At 67.0% G+C, this 20,275-nt stretch carries 19 protein-coding genes; 7 read left to right on the top strand and 12 right to left on the bottom strand.

The window, feature by feature from the left end:
* The first annotated feature begins 183 nt into the window (after positions 1–183).
* From FZ938_RS22355 to FZ938_RS22345, 3 genes are read left to right on the top strand one after another with little or no spacing between them, the layout of a single operon-like run.
* The gene (locus FZ938_RS22355) at positions 184–1,233 is read left to right on the top strand and encodes an MFS transporter permease (RefSeq protein ID WP_149200645.1); all 1,050 of its coding nucleotides are present in this window, start codon (positions 184–186) and stop codon (positions 1,231–1,233) included.
* Positions 1,234–1,274: 41 nt separating this feature from the next.
* A complete protein-coding gene (locus FZ938_RS22350; protein ID WP_149200644.1) occupies positions 1,275–1,682 on the top strand; it encodes a hypothetical protein in 408 nt (135 codons plus the stop codon).
* A gap of 11 nt (positions 1,683–1,693) precedes the next feature.
* A complete protein-coding gene (locus FZ938_RS22345; protein ID WP_211101141.1) occupies positions 1,694–2,038 on the top strand; it encodes a winged helix-turn-helix domain-containing protein in 345 nt (114 codons plus the stop codon).
* An 8-nt stretch (positions 2,039–2,046) separates the two neighbouring features.
* Here the strand turns inward: FZ938_RS22345 and FZ938_RS22340 are convergent, their stop codons facing one another.
* Genes FZ938_RS22340 through cyoA form a run of 5 tightly spaced genes read right to left on the bottom strand, consistent with a single transcriptional unit; the run spans position 2,047 to position 7,029 of the window.
* Positions 2,047–2,817, bottom strand: a complete 771-nt coding sequence (locus tag FZ938_RS22340) for an SURF1 family protein (protein ID WP_149200642.1) — start codon at positions 2,815–2,817, stop codon at positions 2,047–2,049.
* A complete protein-coding gene (cyoD, locus tag FZ938_RS22335; RefSeq protein ID WP_149200641.1) occupies positions 2,814–3,245 on the bottom strand; it encodes a cytochrome o ubiquinol oxidase subunit IV in 432 nt (143 codons plus the stop codon). The genes FZ938_RS22340 and cyoD overlap by 4 nt, the downstream gene beginning before the upstream one ends.
* A complete protein-coding gene (cyoC, locus tag FZ938_RS22330) occupies positions 3,242–3,901 on the bottom strand; it encodes a cytochrome o ubiquinol oxidase subunit III (protein ID WP_425529376.1) in 660 nt (219 codons plus the stop codon). The genes cyoD and cyoC overlap by 4 nt, the downstream gene beginning before the upstream one ends.
* 3 nt (positions 3,902–3,904) lie before the next feature.
* On the bottom strand, positions 3,905–5,902 hold the full coding sequence (gene cyoB, locus FZ938_RS22325; protein ID WP_149200640.1) for a cytochrome o ubiquinol oxidase subunit I: 1,998 nt from the start codon (positions 5,900–5,902) through the stop codon (positions 3,905–3,907).
* 14 nt (positions 5,903–5,916) lie between these two features.
* On the bottom strand, positions 5,917–7,029 hold the full coding sequence (cyoA, locus tag FZ938_RS22320; protein WP_149200639.1) for a ubiquinol oxidase subunit II: 1,113 nt from the start codon (positions 7,027–7,029) through the stop codon (positions 5,917–5,919).
* Between the two features lie 181 nt (positions 7,030–7,210).
* Between cyoA and FZ938_RS22315 the strand changes: the two genes are divergently transcribed.
* Together FZ938_RS22315 and FZ938_RS22310 are read left to right on the top strand one after the other, a co-directional pair.
* The gene (locus FZ938_RS22315) at positions 7,211–8,521 is read left to right on the top strand and encodes an MFS transporter (protein WP_149200638.1); all 1,311 of its coding nucleotides are present in this window, start codon (positions 7,211–7,213) and stop codon (positions 8,519–8,521) included.
* 137 nt (positions 8,522–8,658) lie between these two features.
* Entirely contained in the window at positions 8,659–9,078 is a 420-nt protein-coding gene (locus tag FZ938_RS22310; RefSeq protein WP_149200637.1) for a WD40 repeat domain-containing protein, read from the top strand.
* Between the two features lie 92 nt (positions 9,079–9,170).
* Here FZ938_RS22310 and FZ938_RS22305 read toward each other — a convergent pair whose 3' ends face one another.
* The 5 genes from FZ938_RS22305 to FZ938_RS22285 all read right to left on the bottom strand — a co-directional run bounded on the left by FZ938_RS22305 (position 9,171) and on the right by FZ938_RS22285 (position 13,182).
* Positions 9,171–9,722, bottom strand: coding sequence for a cyclase dehydrase (locus FZ938_RS22305; RefSeq protein WP_149200636.1), 552 nt, complete (start codon positions 9,720–9,722; stop codon positions 9,171–9,173).
* Between the two features lie 9 nt (positions 9,723–9,731).
* Positions 9,732–10,904 (bottom strand): zinc-dependent alcohol dehydrogenase, encoded by a 1,173-nt coding sequence (locus FZ938_RS22300; RefSeq protein ID WP_149200635.1) that lies wholly within the window; start codon positions 10,902–10,904, stop codon positions 9,732–9,734.
* Positions 10,905–11,001: 97 nt separating this feature from the next.
* Positions 11,002–11,607: a hemerythrin domain-containing protein gene (locus FZ938_RS22295; RefSeq protein WP_149200634.1), complete on the bottom strand. Its 606-nt coding sequence runs from the start codon at positions 11,605–11,607 to the stop codon at positions 11,002–11,004.
* Positions 11,608–11,682: 75 nt separating this feature from the next.
* A complete protein-coding gene (locus tag FZ938_RS22290) occupies positions 11,683–12,216 on the bottom strand; it encodes a hypothetical protein (RefSeq protein WP_149200633.1) in 534 nt (177 codons plus the stop codon).
* A gap of 18 nt (positions 12,217–12,234) precedes the next feature.
* Complete coding sequence (locus FZ938_RS22285) at positions 12,235–13,182, bottom strand: glycosyltransferase family 87 protein (protein ID WP_174757432.1); 948 nt, start codon at positions 13,180–13,182, stop codon at positions 12,235–12,237.
* Positions 13,183–13,754: 572 nt separating this feature from the next.
* Between FZ938_RS22285 and FZ938_RS22280 the strand changes: the two genes are divergently transcribed.
* Together FZ938_RS22280 and putA are read left to right on the top strand one after the other, a co-directional pair.
* The gene (locus FZ938_RS22280) at positions 13,755–14,372 is read left to right on the top strand and encodes a metal-dependent hydrolase (protein ID WP_149200631.1); all 618 of its coding nucleotides are present in this window, start codon (positions 13,755–13,757) and stop codon (positions 14,370–14,372) included.
* Positions 14,373–14,732: 360 nt separating this feature from the next.
* Entirely contained in the window at positions 14,733–18,455 is a 3,723-nt protein-coding gene (gene putA, locus FZ938_RS22275) for a trifunctional transcriptional regulator/proline dehydrogenase/L-glutamate gamma-semialdehyde dehydrogenase (RefSeq protein WP_149200630.1), read from the top strand.
* A 93-nt stretch (positions 18,456–18,548) separates the two neighbouring features.
* Here putA and FZ938_RS22270 read toward each other — a convergent pair whose 3' ends face one another.
* On the bottom strand, positions 18,549–19,394 hold the full coding sequence (locus FZ938_RS22270) for a helix-turn-helix domain-containing protein (protein ID WP_149200629.1): 846 nt from the start codon (positions 19,392–19,394) through the stop codon (positions 18,549–18,551).
* Between the two features lie 52 nt (positions 19,395–19,446).
* The gene (locus tag FZ938_RS22265; protein WP_149200628.1) at positions 19,447–20,262 is read right to left on the bottom strand and encodes an alpha/beta fold hydrolase; all 816 of its coding nucleotides are present in this window, start codon (positions 20,260–20,262) and stop codon (positions 19,447–19,449) included.
* Positions 20,263–20,275 lie beyond the last annotated feature (13 nt).

The raw sequence follows: 20,275 nt of genomic DNA, 5'->3' as shown, positions 1-20,275 counted from the left end.
ATAGAGAGTTACCGGCGGGAGGGGAGCTTTGTCGGATGTTTCCCCTATGCCAAAGGGCAATGGTCCATATCGACGCAGGCGCGGGCTTCGCCGTTGACACTCTGCATTTCAGAGTGTAGTCACTCTGCATCACAGAGTGACGTTCAGCGGACAGCCCCACCGACCCGAAGCCACGGAAATCCCATGTCCGACAGCCTGTCCCAGCGCCTTGACGCCATCCATTCCATGCTGTCGGCCGGTCACCGCAATCTGCGGATCGAGCGGCACACGCTGGTCCTGTGGGGGCTGACGGGGGCGGCGCTGCTGCTGTTCAGCGACCGCATCCTGACGCCTGCGCAGTTCGCCGACGTGGCGCAACAGGCGGTGGCGTGGCTTCTGCTGCTGACCCTGTCTCTCGGCGGGGTGGCGGTGCTGGACTGGCACCTGACGCGGCGGGTCAAGCGCGAGCGGGACGAGGCATGGTCCTTCATCCACCGGCAGGTGCTGAAGGTCTGGTGGCTGCTGGTGGCGCTGGGCATCCTGATGACCTTCGCCACCTTCTTCTTCGGCGGCGGATACATGGTCTGCGCCGCCTGGGTGGTTCTGATCGGCCTCGGCCTCTATGTCCACGGCCTGTTTTCCGAGGAGTTGCTGGAGTGGATCGGCGTCCTCACCATCCTCACCGGCATCGCCAGCCTGGTTTACCGGCTCGATTACACGATCATCCGGCTGATCGCGGCATCGGTCTTCGGGCTGGGGCTGCCGCTGCTGGCGCTGATGCTCGACCGCGGTCGGGCGCGGCCGTCCTGGCACCGCATGGCGCAGTCCGCCGTTTGGATGCTGGTGGTGCTGGGCGTGCCGCTGGCCCTGCGCCATCACGGCGACTTCGGCGCCCCGGCCGACGCGCCGGCCCTGTCGCTCGACGCCTTCCGCAAGGGGGCTGGGGCCGTGGGGCGCCATGTTCTGACCCTGCCGGCGGGCACGCCGGTGCCGGTCGAAATCCGCGTGAACGGCAACATCTTCCGCAACGATCCCGCCACCACCCTGCCGCTGACCCTTTCCAAGCCGGTGGAGCTGGTTCTGGAGAACGGCGTGCCGACCGGCGATGCCCGCTTCGACGGGGAGCCCTGGATGCGCGGCACCGTCGGTCTGTGGCTGCATGTCCCCAAGCTGGACGGCGACCTGACGCCCGACGGCGGACCGGTCGTCCGCGCCGTCGTCAACGCCAACACCATGGCCGCGCCGCGGCCCTGATTGCCTCCCTCTTTCCCAATCCGTAGATCCAGGAGAAAAAGATGACCAGGACTCTGTCTGCGGCCCTGCTGGCCGCCACGGTGACGCTTGCCGGCTGCGCGGGCCTGATGCCGGCGCCGGGCGCCGACGAGATGGCGAAAATCCCGGTGGTCCGCTATGGTGAGACACCGTCGGCCGGCGGCGATTACGTGCTGCTCTACCCGGCCGGGGCGCCGCTGCCGGTGGTGGCGTCGGTCTCCGGGACGCTGATTTCCAAGCCGGGGCTGGCGCGGATGGAGGTCGCCACCAACCGTGACGTCTATGTCTACAAGACGTGGCTGAGCTTCGACGGCAAGACCTGGATGTCCGCCGACAAGGCGGTCGGCGGAGAGTTCGCCATCACGCTGCCCGGCGAAAAGGACAGCAAGTCGCCCGGCACCATGTCGGCACGCTTCGACCTCAAACCCTGAACGGAATGGCCTTGGACACGCTCGACCCTCTGCTGCACCAACCGCTGCGCACGCAGGTCGCCGCCTTTCTGGCCGGTGCCGGCGAGGCGACTTTCACCGAGCTGAAGCAGCGGCTGGACGTGTCGGACGGCAACCTCGATTCGCATCTGAAGAAGCTGATCGCGGCGGGCTACGTGTCGGTCCGCAAGGAAACGGGGGAGGGGCGGCCGCAATCCAGCTACGCCCTGACCCCCCTCGGCCGCGAGGCGTTGCACGGCTACATCGCCGCCCTGCAACGCCTGTTGCCGCTGGACAGGGCTGCGGCCTCGGCGCCGGCCTCACAAGGAACGCCGGTGCTGAGGCCGCGCACCCAATAGCAACCGGCTTACGCCCGGCGCCGCCGCATCTCGCTGCGGACGACGTAGAGGGCGGCGCCGATCAGCATCAGGTCCAGCGCGAACCAGGTCAGCGCATAGCTGAGATGGCTGTTGGGGAAGCTGACCACCGTCAACCCGCCGACCGGCCAGCCGCCGGGATTGCGGGTGCCGTCGGCATCGATGAAATAGGGGGCGACATCGGTCAGCCCCTTCGCGGCGGCGATGGCGGCGACGTCGCGGGAATACCAGCGGCCGGCGGCCGGGTCGTTGCTGCGCAGGAAACCGCCCTTCGGCTCGGTGATGCGCAACAATCCGGCGATGGTGACCTCGCCTTGCGGCTGACCTTCGGCGCGGGTCGCGGGATCGCGTTTCTCCGGCGGCACGAAGCCGCGGTTGACCAGCACGGTGAAGCCGCGGTCGGTGACCAGCGGGGTCATCACCCAGAAGCCGCCGCCCAGGTCGCTGACGGCCTGCACCAGCGTCTCGCGGTCGTTCATCAGGCGGCCGGTGACGGTGACGCGCCGGTACTCGTCCGACGCCGCCGTGACCGACGGCCAGGACTCCGGCCCCGGTGCCGGCACCGGAAAGGCGTGGATGCGGGCGTCCACCCGCTCGATCAGGTCCAGCTTCCACACCCGGCGTTCGAGCTGCCAGATGCCGAGCGCGGTCAGGCCGGCGACGCCGGCCAGCGCCAGAAGGCCGAAGAGGGCCAGCGCCCAGACCGGGCGGGCCCTCTTCGGTGTGCCGCCCGCGGGGGGCGCGGACGGCAGTCCGGTCACGGCATCTTGCTCATGTCGTGGGTCATCCCGGGCATCATGTTGTGGTTCAGGTGGTACATCACCCAGAGCGAACCAGAGAACATGATGACCACGACGATGACCGTGAAGATCATCGCCAGCATCGACCAGCCGCCTTCGACGCGGCCGTTCATGTGCAGGAAATACACCATGTGGACGATGATCTGGACGACGGCCAGCGCCAGGATCACGACCGTGGTGGTCGCGTTGTCCAGCGTGCCGTTCATCACCAGCCAGAACGGAATGACCGTCAGGATCACCGACAGGACGAAACCGATCATATAGCTGCCGAAGGTGCCGTGGGCGCCCGCGGGGTGGCCGTGGTCGTCGTGACCATGACCGCCGTGACCGCCATGGTCATGCCCGTGGCCCTGATGGGCGTGGTGGTCGCTGTGCGCGTGGGTGCTCATCGCAGCGCTCCCATCAGATAGACGAAGGTGAACACACCGATCCAGATGACGTCCAGGAAGTGCCAGAACATGCTGAGGCACATCAGGCGCCGGCGGTTGGCCGGGATCAGGCCGCGGCGGGCGACCTGGACCATCAGCGTCACCAGCCACACGCTGCCGAAGGTGACGTGCAGACCGTGGGTGCCGACCAGCGTGAAGAAGGACGACAGGAAGGCGCTGCGCCACGGGCCGGCCCCCTCGTGGATCAGGTGCGCGAACTCGAACAACTCGATGCCCAGGAAGGCGAGGCCGAACAGCAGCGTGATGAACAGCCAGGCCTGGGTCTGGCCGGTGCGGCCCTTTTCCATCGCCAGCATGGCGAAGCCATAGGTGATGGAGGACAGCAGCAGCATGGAGGTGTTCAGCGCCACCAGCGGCAGGTCGAACAGCTCCTTCGGCGTCGGGCCGGCGGCGTAGCTGGTGCCCAGCACGCCGTAGGTCGCGAACAGCACCGCGAAGATGAGGCAGTCGCTCATCAGGTAGATCCAGAAGCCGAGCGCGGTGCTGGCGGCTTCGTGGGCGTGCTCGTCCCTCACATAGAAGACGGGCGGGGTGGCGCCGCGCGGGGTGTCGTGCCCCACGTGACGGTCGTGCATGGCTTCAACGGTCGTCGTCATGCTTTACACCTGTCCGGAGAGCAGACGGGTCCGCTCGCTCTCGGTCCGCACCACCTCATCCACCGGGATGTGGAAGTCGCGGTTGTAGTTGAAGGTATGGTTGATGGCGACCGCCAGCAGGCCGACGAAGCTCACCGCGGCCAGCCACCAGATGTGCCAGACCAGGGCGAAGCCGAGCACGGTGCTGATGCCGGCCAGGATGACGCCGGTGCCGGTGTTGCTGGGCATGTGGATCGGGCGGAAGCCGTCCAGCGGACGGGCATAGCCGCGCTTCTTCATGTCCCACCAGGCATCGTTGTCATGGATGACCGGCGTGAAGGCGAAGTTGTAGCCCGGCGGCGGCGAGGAGGTCGCCCATTCCAGGGTACGGCCGTCCCACGGGTCACCCGACACGTCGACCAGTTGGCGGCGCTTCAGGACGCTGACGGCGATCTGGATCAGGAAGGACCCGATGCCCAGCGCGATCAGGACGGCGCCGAAGGCGGCGATCTGGAACCAGATCTGCAGCGACGGATCCTCGAACACGCGCAGGCGGCGGGTGACGCCCATCAGGCCCAGGACATAGAGCGGCATGAAGGCGAAGTAGAAGCCGATCACCCAGAACCAGAAGGACATCTTCCCCCAGAACGGATCCAGGCGGAAACCGAAGGCCTTCGGCCACCAGTAGTAGATGCCGGCGAACAGGCCGAACAGCACGCCGCCGATGATGACGTTGTGGAAGTGGGCGATCAGGAACAGGCTGTTGTGCAGGACGAAGTCGGCCGGCGGGACCGCCAGCAGCACGCCGGTCATGCCGCCGATCACGAAGGTCAGCATGAAGGCGATGGTCCACATCATCGGCAGCTCGAACCGGATGCGGCCGCGGTACATGGTGAACAGCCAGTTGAAAATCTTCGCACCCGTCGGGATCGAGATGATCATCGTCGTGATGCCGAAGAACGAGTTCACGCTGGCGCCCGAACCCATGGTGAAGAAGTGGTGCAGCCACACCAGATAGGACAGGATGGTGATGACGACGGTCGCGTAGACCATCGAGGTGTAGCCGAACAGCTTCTTGCCGGTGAAGGTGGAGGTCACTTCCGAGAAGATGCCGAAGCACGGCAGGATCAGGATGTAGACTTCCGGGTGGCCCCAGATCCAGATCAGGTTCACGTACATCATGGGGTTGCCGCCCATGTCGTTCGTGAAGAAATGCGTGCCGACATAGCGGTCCAGCGACAGTAGGACCAGCACGGCGGTCAGGATCGGGAAGGAGGCAACGATCAGGACGTTGGTGCAGAGCGAGGTCCAGGTGAAGACCGGCATCTTCATCATGGTCATGCCGGGGGCGCGCATCTTCACGATCGTGCAGATCAGGTTGATGCCCGACAGCGTCGTTCCGACGCCCGCCACCTGCAGGGCCCAGATGTAATAGTCGACGCCGACGTCAGGGCTGGCCTCCAGACCCGACAGCGGGGGATAGGCCAGCCAGCCGGTGCGCGCGAACTCGCCGACGAACAGCGAGGCCATGATGAGGACTGCGCCGCCGACGGTCATCCAGAAGCTGAAATTGTTCAGGAACGGGAAGGACACGTCGCGCGCGCCGATCTGCAGCGGCACGACATAGTTCATCAGACCCGTCACCAGCGGCATGGCGACGAAGAAGATCATGATCACACCGTGGGCGGTGAAGACCTGATCGAAGTGGTGGGAATTGAGATAGCCTTCGCTGCCGTTGAAGGCGATGGCCTGCTGGGCGCGCATCATGATGGCGTCGGCGAAGCCGCGCAGCAGCATGATCAGGCCCAGCACCATGTACATGATGCCGATGCGCTTGTGGTCGACGGTGGTGAACCACTCCGTCCACAGATAGCCCCACAGCTTGAAATAGCTGAGGGCGGCGACCAGCGCGATACCGCCGAGCACGACCGCGAAGAAGGTCGCGACCACGATCGGCTCGTGATAGGGGAAGGACTCCAGGCTGAGGCGCCCGAAGAGGAAGGTCGTCAGTGTCTCAAGCATGCCGGTGTGCCCAATCAGGGATTGGCCAGCCGCTGCGGTCCGGCCGGGGTGGCGGACGCGCTGATCGGCGTGACGGTGGGGCGCTGCACGGCGCCCGAGTTTGACGCAGCGGCTTCAACGGCCTCGGCGACGGTGCACAGGCCGGTCTGCTGGGTGTCCGGGAAACCGGCCAGCGTGTTGGCCCGCAGGATCGCCTCGGCGGCGGCCTTGCCGCCCGCGTTCAGCCCGCCCGCGCGGTCGATGGCGGCCATGTCGCTCATGCACATGGTGCCGGGACGCACGCACATGTTGACGACGGCGTTGAACAGCTTCGGATCGACGGTGCCGTAATGCTGGACCGGGACGGCCTCGCTCGGCTTCTCCAGCGCCAGATAGGCGTTGCGGTCGAGCGAACCGCCGGCCGACTTCACCTTCGACACCCAGCCGTCGAAATCCTGGTTCGACAGGCCAAGGAAGTTGAAGCGCATGTGCGAGAAGCCGGCGCCGCTGTAGTTGGACGAGAAGCCCTTGTAGGTTCCCGGCTCGTTGATCACGGCGTGGAGCTTCGTCTCCATGCCCGGCATGGTGTAGATCATGCCGGCCAGCGCCGGAACGTAGAACGAGTTCATCACCGTCGAGGCGGTGAGGCTGAAGCGGATCTGCCGGTCGACCGGGGCCGCCATCTCGTTCACGGACGCGATGCCGTATTCCGGATAGACGAACAGCCACTTCCAGTCGAGCGCCACCACCTGCACGTCCAGCGGCTTGGCGCCGGCGGGAACGGGCTTGTCCGACGCGATGCGGTCGAGCGGACGGTAGGGATCGAGCTTGTGGGTGGTCACCCAGGTGATGGCACCCAGGCAGATGATGATCAGCAGCGGGGCGGCCCAGATCACCAGTTCAAGCTGCGTCGAATGGTCCCAGTCCGGTTCGTAGCGGGCTGTGTTATTCGACTGACGGTAACGCCAGGCGAACAGCACGGTAAGCGCCATGACCGGGACGATGATCAGCAGCATCAGCAGGGTGGAGATGACCACAAGGTCTCCCTGCTGGCTTGCAACGTCGCCGGCCGGGTTCAGCACGACCAGGTTGCAGCCACTCAACGCCGCCATTACTGGCAGCAGGGCGATTGCGCGATAACGGCTCAAGGCAGGACCTGTTTCATAAGGTTTGCTTTGGGCAGACAGCTAGCGGCAATAGCCTAGCTGCGACATTGGACAATTTGTCCAATGCCTCACGCCTGCGCGCTTGACAGGGCACCGAAAGTTGGGGCCCCATATTGTATGATCTGCGGATCATCGCAAGCGAAATAACGCAGCCGGAGCCGACATGATGACTTCATCGATTGCGGCCGTTGAACGGGATGCGAGGCTGGTGAACGCGCGGCATCACGGGGTCAACCCCGGAGAAATTGCCATCGGCGTGATCATCGGCAGAACATCCGAGTTTTTCGACTTTTTCGTTTACGCCATCGCTTCCGTGATCGTCTTTCCGAAGCTGGTGTTCCCCTATGTCGATCCGCTGACCGGGACCCTTTGGTCTTTCGCCATCTTCGCGCTGGCCTTCGTCGCGCGACCGATCGGCACCTTCATCTTCATGGCCATCGACGAGAGTTACGGGCGCAGCGCCAAGCTGACCATCGCCCTGTTCCTGCTGGGCATTTCCACCGTGGCGTTGGCCTTCCTGCCGGACTACGAGGCGATCGGTGTCGCCGCCGCATGGCTGCTGGCACTGTCGCGCATCGGGCAGGGTATCGCGCTGGGCGGCACCTGGGACGGTCTGGCCTCGCTGCTGGCAATGAACGCGCCGGAGAACCGGCGCGGCTGGTACGCCATGATCCCGCAGCTGGGCGCGCCCATCGGCCTGATCGTGGCGAGCGGCCTGTTCGCTTACATGGTCAACAGCCTGTCGGCTGAGGATTTCTTCGCCTGGGGCTGGCGCTATCCCTTCTTCGTGGCCTTCGCCATCAACGTGGTGGCCCTGTTCTCCCGCCTGCGGCTGGTGCAGACGCCGGAGTTCGAACGCCTGTTCCTGAACCGGGAACTGCAGCCGGCCCCGGTGGTGGAGACGTTGCAGATGGAAGGCAAGCGCGTGGTGATCGGCGCCTTCGCCCCGCTGGCCAGCTTCGCCCTGTTCCACATGGTCACCGTCTTCCCGCTGTCCTGGATCTTCCTCAACGCGAATCAGGAGACCGGTGTCTTCCTGATGATCGAGGTGATCGCCGCCGTGTTCGGTACGCTCGCGATCATCGCCTCGGGCTATATCGCCGACCGGGTGGGGCGGCGGACGCTGCTCGGCACCTGCGCGGCGGCGATCGCGGTGTTCAGCGGCTTCGCGCCGATGCTGCTCGACGCCGGCAAGGTGGGCGAACTGGTGTTCATGGTGCTGGGCTTCGTCATCCTCGGCCTGTCCTTCGGCCAGTCGTCGGGGTCGGTGGCATCGGGCTTCAGCCAGCAGTACCGCTATACCGGGTCGGCGATGACCTCCGATCTGGCCTGGCTGTTCGGGGCCGGCTTCGCGCCCTTCGTCGCGCTGTACCTGTCCAGCCATTTCGGGCTGATCGCTTCCGGCCTCTACCTGCTGTCGGGCGCGATCTGCACGCTGGTGGCGCTGCGGGTCAACAAGACGCTGTCGTCCTGACGGGGTTGCCGCCCGCCCGCCGCCACTCTTGCGGCGGGCGGGCAACCCTCATGACTTGCCGGCCCCTGACTTGCCGGACACGCCTTCGCCGCCAATCTTGATCGGTGCAACGAACCGGAAAAAGGCGGCCAGACCCCATGCGATTGCCATCCCATTCCCGTCCCGCCTCCCCTGGTCGCGGGCGCCTGCTCGTGGTGACGCTGGCCGCCCTGGCGGGACTGTCGGCCTGCGCCGGGTTCGAGCCGGACTACCGCAAGCCGGGCGCCCAGCGCCTGACCGGGCCGGAGGTGTCGACGCTGCTCGGCGGCCACACGCTGAGCATCGTCAACGCGCGCGGCAAATCCTACCTGAACCGCTTTTCCAAGGACGGGTCGATCGTCATTTCCGGCTCCAAGGGCAATGAATACGGCCATTGGACGGTGTCCGACGACCGCTATTGCCTGACGCTGGACATCGATCCGCGCCAGCAATGCATGGAGATCTACAAGCTTCCCGACGGCCGCTACCAGATGGTCAATGCCGACGGGTCGCTGCGCAACACCTTCACGGTGGATTGAGGCCGGCGCGACTCGAGCGCCCCGACTAGAGCGCCCCGACTAGAGCGCATGGCGCCACAGGGCCATGAACAGGTCGGCCGGATACGTCGGGGTCAGGAGGCGCCGGCTTGGCCGGTCGCCGGCTGGAACTGCAGGATCTTCGGCGTCCGCATGTCCTCGGCGATGGGGGCGTCGCTGGCCGCACCGCGCATGGCGGAGACGGGGCGGGGGAAGCCGCTGCGACCGCTGTAGTCCGGCACCGGCAGGCTGCGGTAATGGGCCTCCTCCCGGTGCAGCTTCTGGGCGCAGACGATGTCCACCGCCGTCGTCGCCAGCACGGCGCCGAAGGCGATGCCGGCATTCCGGGCGCGTGGATTGTCTTTCGATCCAAGGGCCATTCCCTCCGCCAGCGTCGCCATGTCGACGGCGTCGCCGGCGATGCGGCCCCAGATCCACGGCTTGGGATCGCCGAGCGCCAGCAGGCCGACGCCGGCGGTGATCTCCCGCACGCCATAGGCGCGGATCAGGTTGGTCTTGTCCTCCATCCCCATCCAGCGGGCGATGCTGCGGCCGGCCATCAGTTCGGCGACGCCGATGCCGATGCTGAACCAGCCCAACCCGCGGGCGAGAGTGTCTCCGGCCGAGGAGCGGTCGTAATAGGCCATGTCTTCACCTCAGGGCTTGAGGACCACCTTGATGCAGCCGTCCCGCTTGTCGCGGAAGGTCTTGTACATCTCGGGGCCCTGATCGAGCGGAACGGTGTGGGTGATGACGAAGGACGGGTCGATCTGACCTTCCTGGATCCGGTTCAGCAGATCGTCGGTCCAGCGGTTGACGTGGGTCTGGCCCATGCGCCAGGTCAGTCCCTTGTTCATCGCCATGCCGAAGGGCAGCTTGTCGATCAGCCCGCCATAGACGCCGGGGATCGACAGCGTGCCGGCCGGGCGGCAGACATAGATCATCTCGCGCAGCACATGGGCGCGGTCGGATTCCAGCATCAGCGCCTGCTTGGCGCGGTCCATCATGCTGTCGATGGTGGCGGTGGCGTGCGCCTCCATGCCGACGGCATCGATGCATTTCTCCGGACCCTTGCCGCCGGTCAGCTCGTTCAGCCGCTCGACGACGCTCTCCTCCTCGAAATTGATGGTGATGGCGCCGCCGGCCTTGGCCATCGCCAGCCGTTCCGGCACGCGGTCGATGGCGATCACCTGTTTGGCGCCGAGCAGGATCGCGCTGCGGATCGTCATCTGCCCGACCGGGCCGCAGCCCCAGATCGCCACGGTGTCGGTCGGCTGGATGTCGCACTGGGCAGCGGCCTGCCAGCCGGTGGGGAAGATGTCGCCCAGGAACAGAACCTGTTCGTCGGTCAGCCCGCCGGGTATCTTGATGTGGGTGCGGTCGGCCATGGGTACCCGCACATATTCGGCCTGCCCGCCGGCATAGCCGCCGGTCAGGTGGGTGTAGCCGAACAGCCCGGCGGTGGTGTGGCCGAAGACCTTGTCGGCCAGGGCCTTGTTGCGGTTGGAGCGTTCGCAGACCGAATAGTTGCCGCGTTTGCACTGGTCGCATTCGCCGCACCAGATGGTGAAGGGAACCACCACCCGCTCGCCGACCTTCAGCGCGCTCTTGGCGTCGGAACCCACCTCCACCACCTCGCCCATGAACTCATGGCCGACGATGTCGCCCTTCTCCATGCCCGGCATGAAATTGTCGTGCAGGTGAAGGTCGGACCCGCAGATGGCGCAGGTCGTCACCTTGACGATGGCATCGCGCGGATGCTCGATCTCCGGATCGGGGACCGTGTCGCAGCGGATGTCGTTGGCGCCATGCCATACCAGTGCTCTCATCAAAATCTCCCGACTCTCGCCTTCGTTTGGGTCGCGTTCAGCAACAGGACCGGCGGCCGGAGCGTTCCGGTGCCGGCCCTTTACCGAAAGGCGATGGTCAGAGGATCAGTGCCTTCTCGCGGGCGACGCCGCCGGACATGATGGCGGTCTGGCCGTCGTCCAGGCTGTTGCGCAGGGCGGGGAAATCGATCTCCTCCTCCTGCCGGATATGGCCGTCGATGATGCGCTTCAGGTCCAGCGCGACGGCGAGCCAGCGCGGATCGTCCTTCGGCGTCTGTTCCAGGTCGAACAGGTGCATCTTCATCTCGGCATGCTCGCCGTAGAGATGCTTGGCGTCCTCCTCCTTGCGTGCCTGATCGTGCAGCAGCGGATAGACGACGTCCTCCTCCGCCATGGCATGGGCGGCAAGCCGGCGCTTCAGGCGCAGCAGCAGCTGGGTGCGGCGGCCCGGCGCGTCCATCGGGGTCTGCACCATTTCCACCAGCAGCGACTGGATGTGGCGGTGATCGTCGATCAGCGCGTCGATGCCGTCGCGGCCGGCTGCGTGGCGGGCGGTGCCGGCCAGCTGGGCCACCACCGGCGGCAGCAGCCGGCTCGCCACCAGCGCCAGTGCCGCTCCGCCGGCCATCATCGCCAGCCCGCGCGCCGACAGCCAGCCCGTATCGTCTCCGTGCGAATAGCCTGCTCCCGAATACCGTGCCATGGCGGGGCTCCTTCCTGCCGGTTGGGTGATCTGGCTCACCAACAGGCGCGCGAGCCCCGGCGTTCCGGCGGGGGGTCAGGCGGCAGGCAGAGGCGGGGCGGAGGCTTGCCGTGCCGCCCGCGGCCTGTCCGCGGTCGTCACCAGCAGGTGGAGCAGCAGCAGGGCGGTGAAGAACAGGTAGGATTGCAGGACGTTGAGCGGGGTATTGGCAAGCTCGTTCAGGGGATGGAAGAAGTCGTTGCTCATGATCGCGAATCCGATGCCCAGCAGCAGCAGTTTGCCGAGCCCCCGGCGCCGGTCCCGGGCAGCGAGGTCGATCAGGACGAACAGCAGATAGGCGCAGACCGGCAACAGCACGCCGTAATGCGGGATCCAGGCGATCGGCGTGCCGATGGTGAAGCAGGTGCCGGCCACCAGGAAGGAGGCGATGGGCTGCCGCCGCCCGTTCCCGTTGCTGCCCCCGTTGCCGACCCCGTCCCCGTCCCTGATCCGCCACAGCAGGCCGAACAGGACGAACAGGATGCCGGAGACCAGCGTCGCGCCATGGACGAGCGCATTGTAGGCCGGGAACGCGCTGCCCCGCCATTCGGTCTCGCCGTTGGTGTTCAATAGCAGGTTAGGACCGTTCTAGAGCAGGCGATGCAGAAGCCCGTTCAAGGTCTGGTTGGCATAATAGCTTTCGCCATGCTGGCCCAGGAACGACAGCACGTCGAGGTAATGCAGCGACGGGCCGAAGCCGTAGAGGGCGCTGGCGGCGCCGAAGCCGGGAACCACCACCGCCGCCCAGCCGATGGCGAACCCCCATTCCCGGCGCAGCAGCGCCCAGATCAGGAAGAGCGACATCTGCGGCTTGATCAACGTCGATGCGCCGAGCATCGCGCCGGCGAGCACCCGCTGGTCGCGCACGTAGAACAGGGTGGCGAAGACGAAGGCGGCGTTCAGCCACACCTGCATCTGGCCGACGGCGAAGGCCTTGACGATCGGGAAGAAGCACAGCGTCGCCACCGCGCCGAGCGCCGCGAGCGTCAGCCGGCTGACCCCGTTGCGCACGGTCTGGTCGAAGCCCATGCGTTCCGCCAGGTCGCGCATCAGCAGCGCCATGCCGCCGGCGGTGGCGACGACCATCAGCAGGTTGATCATGGCATAGATCCGCAGATGGAGCAGGCCGACCGCCGACATCGCCTCCAGCACCAGCAGCGAGGTCAGCGGATATTGGAATTTCACATGCCTGGTGAAGAAGATGGCGTCGTAGACGTTGCCCTGTCCATTGTCATGCAGCCAGGTGAAGGCCGTCATCATCGGTTCCCAGGAATCGAGCGGCAGGTGTTCCGGCGATTTGCCCAGGATCAGGAGCAGGACGTCCCAGACCGTAGTGTCGAGTCCGGCATCCAGATAGGATTTGAGAACGATGCCAAGCAGGGTGTCGGCGCTGAGAACGAACAGAAACGCGACCGACAGCATCCAGGCGGCGAAGCGGTGGTTGCCGATGATGTCGGCAGTTCGGCCGCCGCCAACATTGTCCAACCGTCCCTTTAATGCTCCGTCCGCCGCGCTTGCGAATTCCTTCGAGTCCATCGGCGCCCACTCCCCGGTATTGTTCCCGGCCTCGACCGCCGGCATGTTCGCGAAACTATGCCAGAGCACTGTGGATGGGGAATGTGCCCCACCCGTGCCGGATGGGAGTAATGCCATTAAACGTCGGGCACCCGCAGCGGTAGCAGGCTATCCCGCCGCGGCCGGTTCGGGCGCGTTCGGACAAAGGACGGTGGAAAGAGCCGGTCAGCCCGGCTTTCCCGCTTCGCGGTTGCGCGGCCGCTTGCAGGCGTCCTCCTTCGGGGTCGGCGGAGCGGCGTGCCGGTCCCGATCCTGGTTCTGGTCCTATCGCTTGTCCATCTCGTCCTCCCGGCCAACATGCCGGCCGGGCCGGGCCGGAGTTCCGGCGGACGCCGGATGGGGAGGAACATGGCCGCGGCAACCCGCCGTTGCCGAACGCATGAACGGTATGCGTTTAGGGAATCCCTCGGTTCCACCTGTATTATTGTTCTGGAACCTGAAAGTATTCTAAGGTCAAACTCCCCCAATTTTCGGGTTCGGCACAGAAGCCGTCCCGACAGAGACCAGTTTCAGGCCCCGGTGACCCGACGGTGATGGCGTCCTCTCACATAATCGTCGGTGGCGCCACATGGTTCTACCTGTCGAGCCGGTACGGGATGACCTTCGACGCGGTCGCCTTCGGGGCGGCGATTCTGGGGGCGCTGGCGCCGGACATCGACCATCCGAAATCGACGTTGGGGCAGATGGTCAAGCCGCTGTCCACCGCGATCTCCAACATCTTCGGCCATCGCGGCGTCACCCATTCGGCGCTCGCCATCGCCGGCTGCCTGTGGGTCCTGCACGAACATGCCGCCTACCAGCGCCTGCTGATCCCCTTCATCGTCGGCTATCTCACCCATCTGGCCGGCGACCTGCTGACCCCGGCCGGCCTGCCGCTGCTGTGGCCGATCAAGCGGCGGCGCAATTTCGCCCTGCCGATCCTGAAGACGGGCGGCTTTTCCGAACAATTAGCGGTCACGTTGATGGCGGGCTGGATGATCTCCGGCCTGTTCGCCAACGGCTGGCCGGAATTCCCGCTGCAACGGCCCTGGCGCTCGGTCGTCGCCGCGGCGCAGACCTATCTGGGGGAGAGCGGCATCGAGAAGGCCGCACCGCCGATCCCCGTGCGCAAGCCGCCGGAAGCCAGCCGTCCCAAGCCGCTGAAGGGCTGAGTCCCGGCCGTTCGGGCACTCTGCCCGCCATGCCATCGAATCTGCGAAAACAAACCCGACGATCTCTCTGTATCGTCGGCAACAGGGCTGCATTGCCAACTTTTGTTCGGCAAAAACGAATGCGCCCGTCACGCGGCCCCGAAAACCGGCCGGATGTTCTGAGATTTCACCTCGACGCTCGTAATTCATTCTGACAAGCCGCCATAATTCAGAATTTTAGTCGGTAAGATGGCATAAATACCAGTTGGAAAGGATCCCGGAAAATCGGTTAGCCTGACAGGCATCGGATCGGCCTCCGCGACCCGCCGGACAGGTGCCGCTCCACGCCCCCCGACCAGAGCCAGCCACGCGATGAACCAGATGACCGAACCGAGCGTTGCCCCCGCCACCGAACCGTCCTTCTCCACCGGCACCGGCCCCTTTGCCGCCTTCGCCCCCGTCGTTCGTCCGGCTGGCCCGCTGCGTCGGGCAATCACCGCCGCCTATCGCCGGCCGGAGCCGGAGTGCGTGGCGTGGCTGGTCGAGCAGGCGGTGCTGCCGGACGAGGTGATGGCGGCGGCGGCCGAGACCGCGCGTTCGCTCATCGCGGCGCTGCGCGCCAAGCCGCAGGGGCGCGGAGTGGAGGGGCTGATCCACGAATACAGCCTGTCCAGCCAGGAGGGTGTGGCGCTGATGTGCCTGGCGGAGGCGCTGTTGCGCATCCCCGACCGCGCCACCCGCGACGCGCTGATCCGCGACAAGATCGCCGGCGGCGACTGGCGCGCCCATCTCGGCAACAGCCCGTCGCTGTTCGTCAACGCCGCGACCTGGGGGCTGCTGGTCACCGGCAAGGTCACGGGTGTGCTGGGCGACGGCTTCGGCGGCGAGCAGGCGCTGTCATCCGCCCTGACCAAGCTGATCCTGCGCGGCGGCGAGCCGCTGATCCGCCGCGGCGTCGATATGGCCATGCGGATGATGGGCGAGCAGTTCGTCACCGGCCAGACCATCGACGAGGCTCTGTCCAACAGCCGCAAGATGGAGGCCGAAGGCTTCCGCTATTCCTACGACATGCTGGGTGAAGCGGCGACGACCGCCGCCGACGCCGACCGCTATTACGCCGACTACGAGATCGCGATCCATGCCATCGGCAAGGCCTCGGCCGGGCGCGGCATCTATGATGGCCCCGGCATCTCGATCAAGCTGTCGGCCCTGCACCCGCGCTATTCCCGCGCTCAAAGCCACCGCGTCATGGCGGAACTGCTGCCGCGCGTCACCGAACTGGCCCGGCTGGCCCGCAGCTACGACATCGGCCTGAACATCGACGCCGAGGAGGCCGACCGGCTGGAGCTGTCGCTCGACCTGCTGGAATCGCTGTGCTTCGACCCGGATCTGAAGGGCTGGAACGGCATCGGCTTCGTCGTCCAGGCCTATGGCAAGCGTTGCCCCTACGTCATCGACTTCATCGTCGATCTCGCGCGGCGCAGCGGCCACCGGCTGATGGTCCGTCTGGTGAAGGGCGCCTATTGGGACAGCGAGATCAAGCGCGCCCAGGTCGACGGACTGGAGGATTTCCCGGTCTATACCCGCAAGCTGCACACCGACGTGTCCTATGCCGCCTGCGCCCGCCGGCTGCTGTCGGCGCCCGACGCGGTGTTCCCGCAGTTCGCCACCCACAACGCCCAGACGCTGGCGACCATCTACCGGATGGCCGCGCACCTGAACGGTGAGTTCAAGGTCGGCCAGTACGAGTTCCAGTGCCTGCACGGCATGGGCGAGCCGCTCTACAAGGAAGTGGTCGGCCCGCTGAAGCGGCCCTGCCGGGTCTATGCCCCGGTCGGCACGCATGAGACGCTGCTGGCCTATCTGGTCCGCCGCCTGCTGGAGAACGGCGCCAACAGCTCCTTCGTCAACCGCATCGCCGACAAGAGCGTGTCGATCGACGAACTGGTCGCCGATCCGGTGGCGCTGGCCCGCGCCGCCCTGCCGGTGGGCGAAAAAAACCCGCTGATCGCCCTGCCCAAGGACCTCTACGGCGTGGAGCGGGCGAACTCCGCCGGCCTCGACCTGTCGAACGAGACCACGCTGGCCGACCTCTCCGCCGCGATGCGCGACAGCGCCACCGTCGCTTGGACAGCCGCCCCGCTGCTGGCCGACGGCGAACGCCGTGGCAGCGCCCAGCCGGTGCTGAACCCGGCCGACCACCGCGACGTCGTCGGGACTTGCGTCGAGGCCGGCCCGGCCGACATCGCCGACGCCTTCCAGTTCGCCGAGGCCGCCGCCCCGGTCTGGGCCGCCACCCCGCCGGCCCAGCGCGCCGCCTGCCTGTTCCGCGCCGCCGACGCAATGCAGGCGCGGATGCCGACCCTGCTGGGCCTCATCATCCGCGAGGCCGGCAAGTCCACCGCCAACGCCATCGCCGAGGTTCGCGAGGCCATCGACTTCCTGCGTTATTATGGCGCCCGGGTCCGCGACGGCTTCAACAACGACACCCACCGCCCGCTGGGTCCGGTGGTCTGCATCAGCCCGTGGAACTTCCCTCTCGCCATCTTCTCCGGTCAGGTCGCGGCGGCGCTGGCCGCCGGCAACCCGGTGCTGGCCAAGCCGGCGGAGGAAACCCCGCTGGTCGCGGCGGAGGCCGTGCGCATCCTGCACGCCGCCGGCGTTCCCGCCGGTGCGGTCCAGCTTCTGCCCGGCGCGGGCGAGGTCGGTGCCGCCCTGGTGGGCCATACCGGCACCCGCGCGGTGATGTTCACCGGCTCCACCGACGTCGCCCGCCTGATCCAGCGCCAGTTGGCCGGGCGTCTATCGCCGGACGGCGCGCCGATCCCGCTGATCGCCGAGACCGGCGGCCAGAACGCCATGATCGTCGACAGCTCCGCCCTGGCGGAACAGGTGGTCGGCGACGTGATCGCGTCGGCCTTCGACAGCGCCGGCCAGCGCTGCTCGGCCCTGCGCATCCTCTGCCTGCAAGAGGATGTCGCCGACCGCACGCTGACCATGCTGAAGGGCGCGATGCGGGAGCTGCGCCTCGGCAGCCCCGACCGGCTGGCGGTCGATGTCGGCCCGGTCATCACGGCGGAAGCGCGCGACGGCATAATCCGCCACATCGAGGCGATGCGGGCCAAGGGCCGCCGGGTGGAGTCGCTGCCGCTGCCGGCGGAGACCGCCAACGGCACCTTCGTCGCGCCCACCATCATCGAGATCGACGGCATCGCCGACCTGGAGCGCGAGGTGTTCGGGCCGGTCCTGCACGTCCTGCGCTTCCGCCGCGACGATCTGGACCGGCTGGTCGACGCCATCAACGGCACCGGCTATGGCCTGACCTTCGGCCTGCACACCCGCATCGACGCCACCATCGACCGGGTGACCAGCCGGATCGAGGCCGGCAACCTGTACGTCAACCGCAACACCATCGGCGCGGTGGTCGGCGTACAGCCCTTCGGCGGCCACGGCCTGTCCGGCACCGGCCCGAAGGCCGGCGGCCCGCTGTACCTGTCGCGCCTGCTGTCCGTACGTCCCTCCCTCGACTTGCGCATGCGCGGCAGCGACGCCGTACGTGCGCCGGCCCATACGCTTGCCGACTGGCTCTCCGACCAGGGCAAGGCGGCGATCGCCACCGACATACGGACGCTGGCGAAGCGCTCCCCCGTCGGCGGCAGCGTCGAACTGGCCGGCCCGGTGGGTGAGGAGAACATCTACAGCCTGATCCCGCGCGGCCGCATCCTGCTGCTGCCGCAGACGGAGGAGGGTCTGTACCGGCTGCTGGGCGCGGCGCTCGCCACCGGCAACGAGGTGGTGGTGGACGGCGACGCTTCGGTGACCGCCGGCCTGAAGACCCTGCCGGCAGAGCTTGCCGCCCGAATCCGGGTGACCGCGAACTGGCTGTCCTTCGGTGCATTGGCCGGCGCGTTGGTGGAGGGTGACGCCGCCCGCCTGCTGGCCGCCAACCGCCGCATCGCCGAACTGCCCGGCCCCATCGTCCTGATCCAGGGCGTGCCCATGGGTGGCGAGGGGGTGGAGATCGCCTGGCTGATGAACGAGCGTTCCGTCAGCACCAACACCACCGCCGCCGGCGGCAACGCCAGCCTCGTGGCGATGAGCTGAGAGAAATCCCCCTCTCCCCCGCTATCGCGCAAACTTCGTTTGCGCTGTCGCGACAGGCGGATCAAAGATCCGCCGGAAGCGGGGAGAGGGGGATTATTCCGGAGCCGCAAGCGCACGGCGCAGCCGCTCCGCCGTTTCGGCATCGGCCGGAAAGAACGCTTCGATCGCCAGTTCCGACAGCGTGACATCCACCGCCGTCCCGAAGACGGTGGTCGTGCTGAACAGGCTCAGCAGGCCGAAGGACGTGTGCAGCCGCAGCGGCACCACGACGTCGGGATGGTGCCCGTCCACACCGCCATTGTCCAAAAACGAGGCCGGGGCCGGATACCCCTGCAACTCGCTGCGCAAGGCCACCAGCACCGGGTCCGCGCTCGCCTCGATCTGGCGGGTCAGGCGGGACAGCACATGCTCCCGCCACTGCGCCCAGTTGCCGATGCGGCCGGCCAGCCCGTCGGGATGCAGGCTGAGGCGCAGGACATTGACCGGCCCCGCCAGCAACTCCGCCGACACCCCCTCCAGCAGCGGCGCCACCGCCCGGTTCGCCGCCAGCAGATGCCAATGCCGGTCCACCGCCAGCGCCGGGAATGGCTCGTGCCCGGTCAGCACCAGATCGACCGCCTTGCGCGCCGCCTCCATCGCCGGGTTGTCCAGGCTGTGTTCGCTGTAGACCGGGGCAAAGCCGGCGGCGACCAGCAGGGCGTTGCGCTCCCGCAGCGGCACGTCCAGCCGTTCCGCCAAGTGGATCAGCATGCCGCGGCTGGGCTGCGACCGGCCGGTTTCCAGAAAGCTGACATGGCGGGTGGAGATGTCGGCCTCGCAGGCGAGATCGAGCTGGCTGAGGCCGCGCCGCTGCCGCCAGGACCGCAGCAGGGCGCCGACCGGCGGCCCTGCCGGCACCCTGCCGTTGCGGGCGGAGGTCTGAGAGGTGCCATGGGGCATGGTGAGTGCTCCGAACCGGGTTCTTCCGCCATTGTTGCCGCCATCGTTGCCGTCATCCGCGGGCGAAGGCCAGCAATTCCGCGTTGAACCGGTCGCGGTGGGTGATGAACAGGCCGTGCGGTGCTCCTTCATAGAAGGACAGCGTGGCGTTCGGCATCAGCGCCACCGTGCGCTCGGCGAGCGCCAGCGGCGTGGTGACGTCGCGGTCGCCGTGGACGACCAGCGTTGGCACGGCGATGCCCGGCAGCTCCGTCCGGAAATCGGCCGAGGTGATGGCGCGGTTGCACTCCAACAGGGCCATCAGCGAGGATTGCAGCGTCATGCCCACGATCCAGCCCTTCATCTCCGCCGAGGTCTCCTCGTTCACGAAGGGGTCGATGTTGTCGCCCAGCCATTTCGGGAAGTCGCGCAGCAGCTGCTCCGTCCGGAACGCCTCGAACAGCGCCGGATCGACGCCGTCGGGGTTGTCGTCGGTCCGCGCCATCAGCGGCGTGATGGTCCCGACCATCACCACGCCCGCGACCCGCCCGGCGCCATGCCGGGTCAGGTAGCGCACGATCTCCCCCGTCGCCATCGAATGGCCGACCAGCGTCACGTCCCGCAAATCCAGCCCGTCCATCAGCGCGGCGATGTCGTCCGCCAGCCGATCGAAGCCGTAACCCGACGGCGATTCGTCCGACTTGCCATGGCCGCGGCGGTCGAAGGCGATGCAGCGGCATCCCTGTTCGGACAGCGGCGCCATCTGGTAGGCCCAGGCGTCGGAGGTCAGCGACCAGCTCGACACGAACAGGATCGGCCGGCCGCCCTCCTTGTTGCCCCAATCGCGATAGAACAGCCGGACGCCGTCATCGGTGTGGATGAAGCCCATGATCGATCTCCCT

Origin of the sequence: Azospirillum oryzae, from assembly GCF_008364795.1 — a bacterium.
Taxonomy (GTDB): Bacteria; Pseudomonadota; Alphaproteobacteria; order Azospirillales; family Azospirillaceae; genus Azospirillum; species Azospirillum oryzae.
This window is presented reverse-complemented; position numbering and strand designations above follow the sequence as displayed.

Excerpts from the sequence above, each read along its gene's own strand:
- FZ938_RS22355 (WP_149200645.1), top strand. The coding sequence starts at position 184 with ATGTCCGACAGCCTGTCCCAGCGCCTTGACGCCATCCATTCCATGCTG.
- FZ938_RS22350 (WP_149200644.1), top strand. The coding sequence starts at position 1,275 with ATGACCAGGACTCTGTCTGCGGCCCTGCTGGCCGCCACGGTGACGCTT.
- cyoD (WP_149200641.1), bottom strand. The coding sequence starts at position 3,245 with ATGAGCACCCACGCGCACAGCGACCACCACGCCCATCAGGGCCACGGG.
- cyoC (WP_425529376.1), bottom strand. The coding sequence starts at position 3,901 with ATGACGACGACCGTTGAAGCCATGCACGACCGTCACGTGGGGCACGAC.
- cyoB (WP_149200640.1), bottom strand. The coding sequence starts at position 5,902 with ATGCTTGAGACACTGACGACCTTCCTCTTCGGGCGCCTCAGCCTGGAG.
- FZ938_RS22315 (WP_149200638.1), top strand. The coding sequence starts at position 7,211 with ATGATGACTTCATCGATTGCGGCCGTTGAACGGGATGCGAGGCTGGTG.
- FZ938_RS22310 (WP_149200637.1), top strand. The coding sequence starts at position 8,659 with ATGCGATTGCCATCCCATTCCCGTCCCGCCTCCCCTGGTCGCGGGCGC.
- FZ938_RS22305 (WP_149200636.1), bottom strand. The coding sequence starts at position 9,722 with ATGGCCTATTACGACCGCTCCTCGGCCGGAGACACTCTCGCCCGCGGG.
- FZ938_RS22300 (WP_149200635.1), bottom strand. The coding sequence starts at position 10,904 with ATGAGAGCACTGGTATGGCATGGCGCCAACGACATCCGCTGCGACACG.
- FZ938_RS22295 (WP_149200634.1), bottom strand. The coding sequence starts at position 11,607 with ATGGCACGGTATTCGGGAGCAGGCTATTCGCACGGAGACGATACGGGC.
- FZ938_RS22285 (WP_174757432.1), bottom strand. The coding sequence starts at position 13,182 with ATGGACTCGAAGGAATTCGCAAGCGCGGCGGACGGAGCATTAAAGGGA.
- FZ938_RS22280 (WP_149200631.1), top strand. The coding sequence starts at position 13,755 with ATGGCGTCCTCTCACATAATCGTCGGTGGCGCCACATGGTTCTACCTG.
- putA (WP_149200630.1), top strand. The coding sequence starts at position 14,733 with ATGACCGAACCGAGCGTTGCCCCCGCCACCGAACCGTCCTTCTCCACC.
- FZ938_RS22270 (WP_149200629.1), bottom strand. The coding sequence starts at position 19,394 with ATGCCCCATGGCACCTCTCAGACCTCCGCCCGCAACGGCAGGGTGCCG.
- FZ938_RS22265 (WP_149200628.1), bottom strand. The coding sequence starts at position 20,262 with ATGGGCTTCATCCACACCGATGACGGCGTCCGGCTGTTCTATCGCGAT.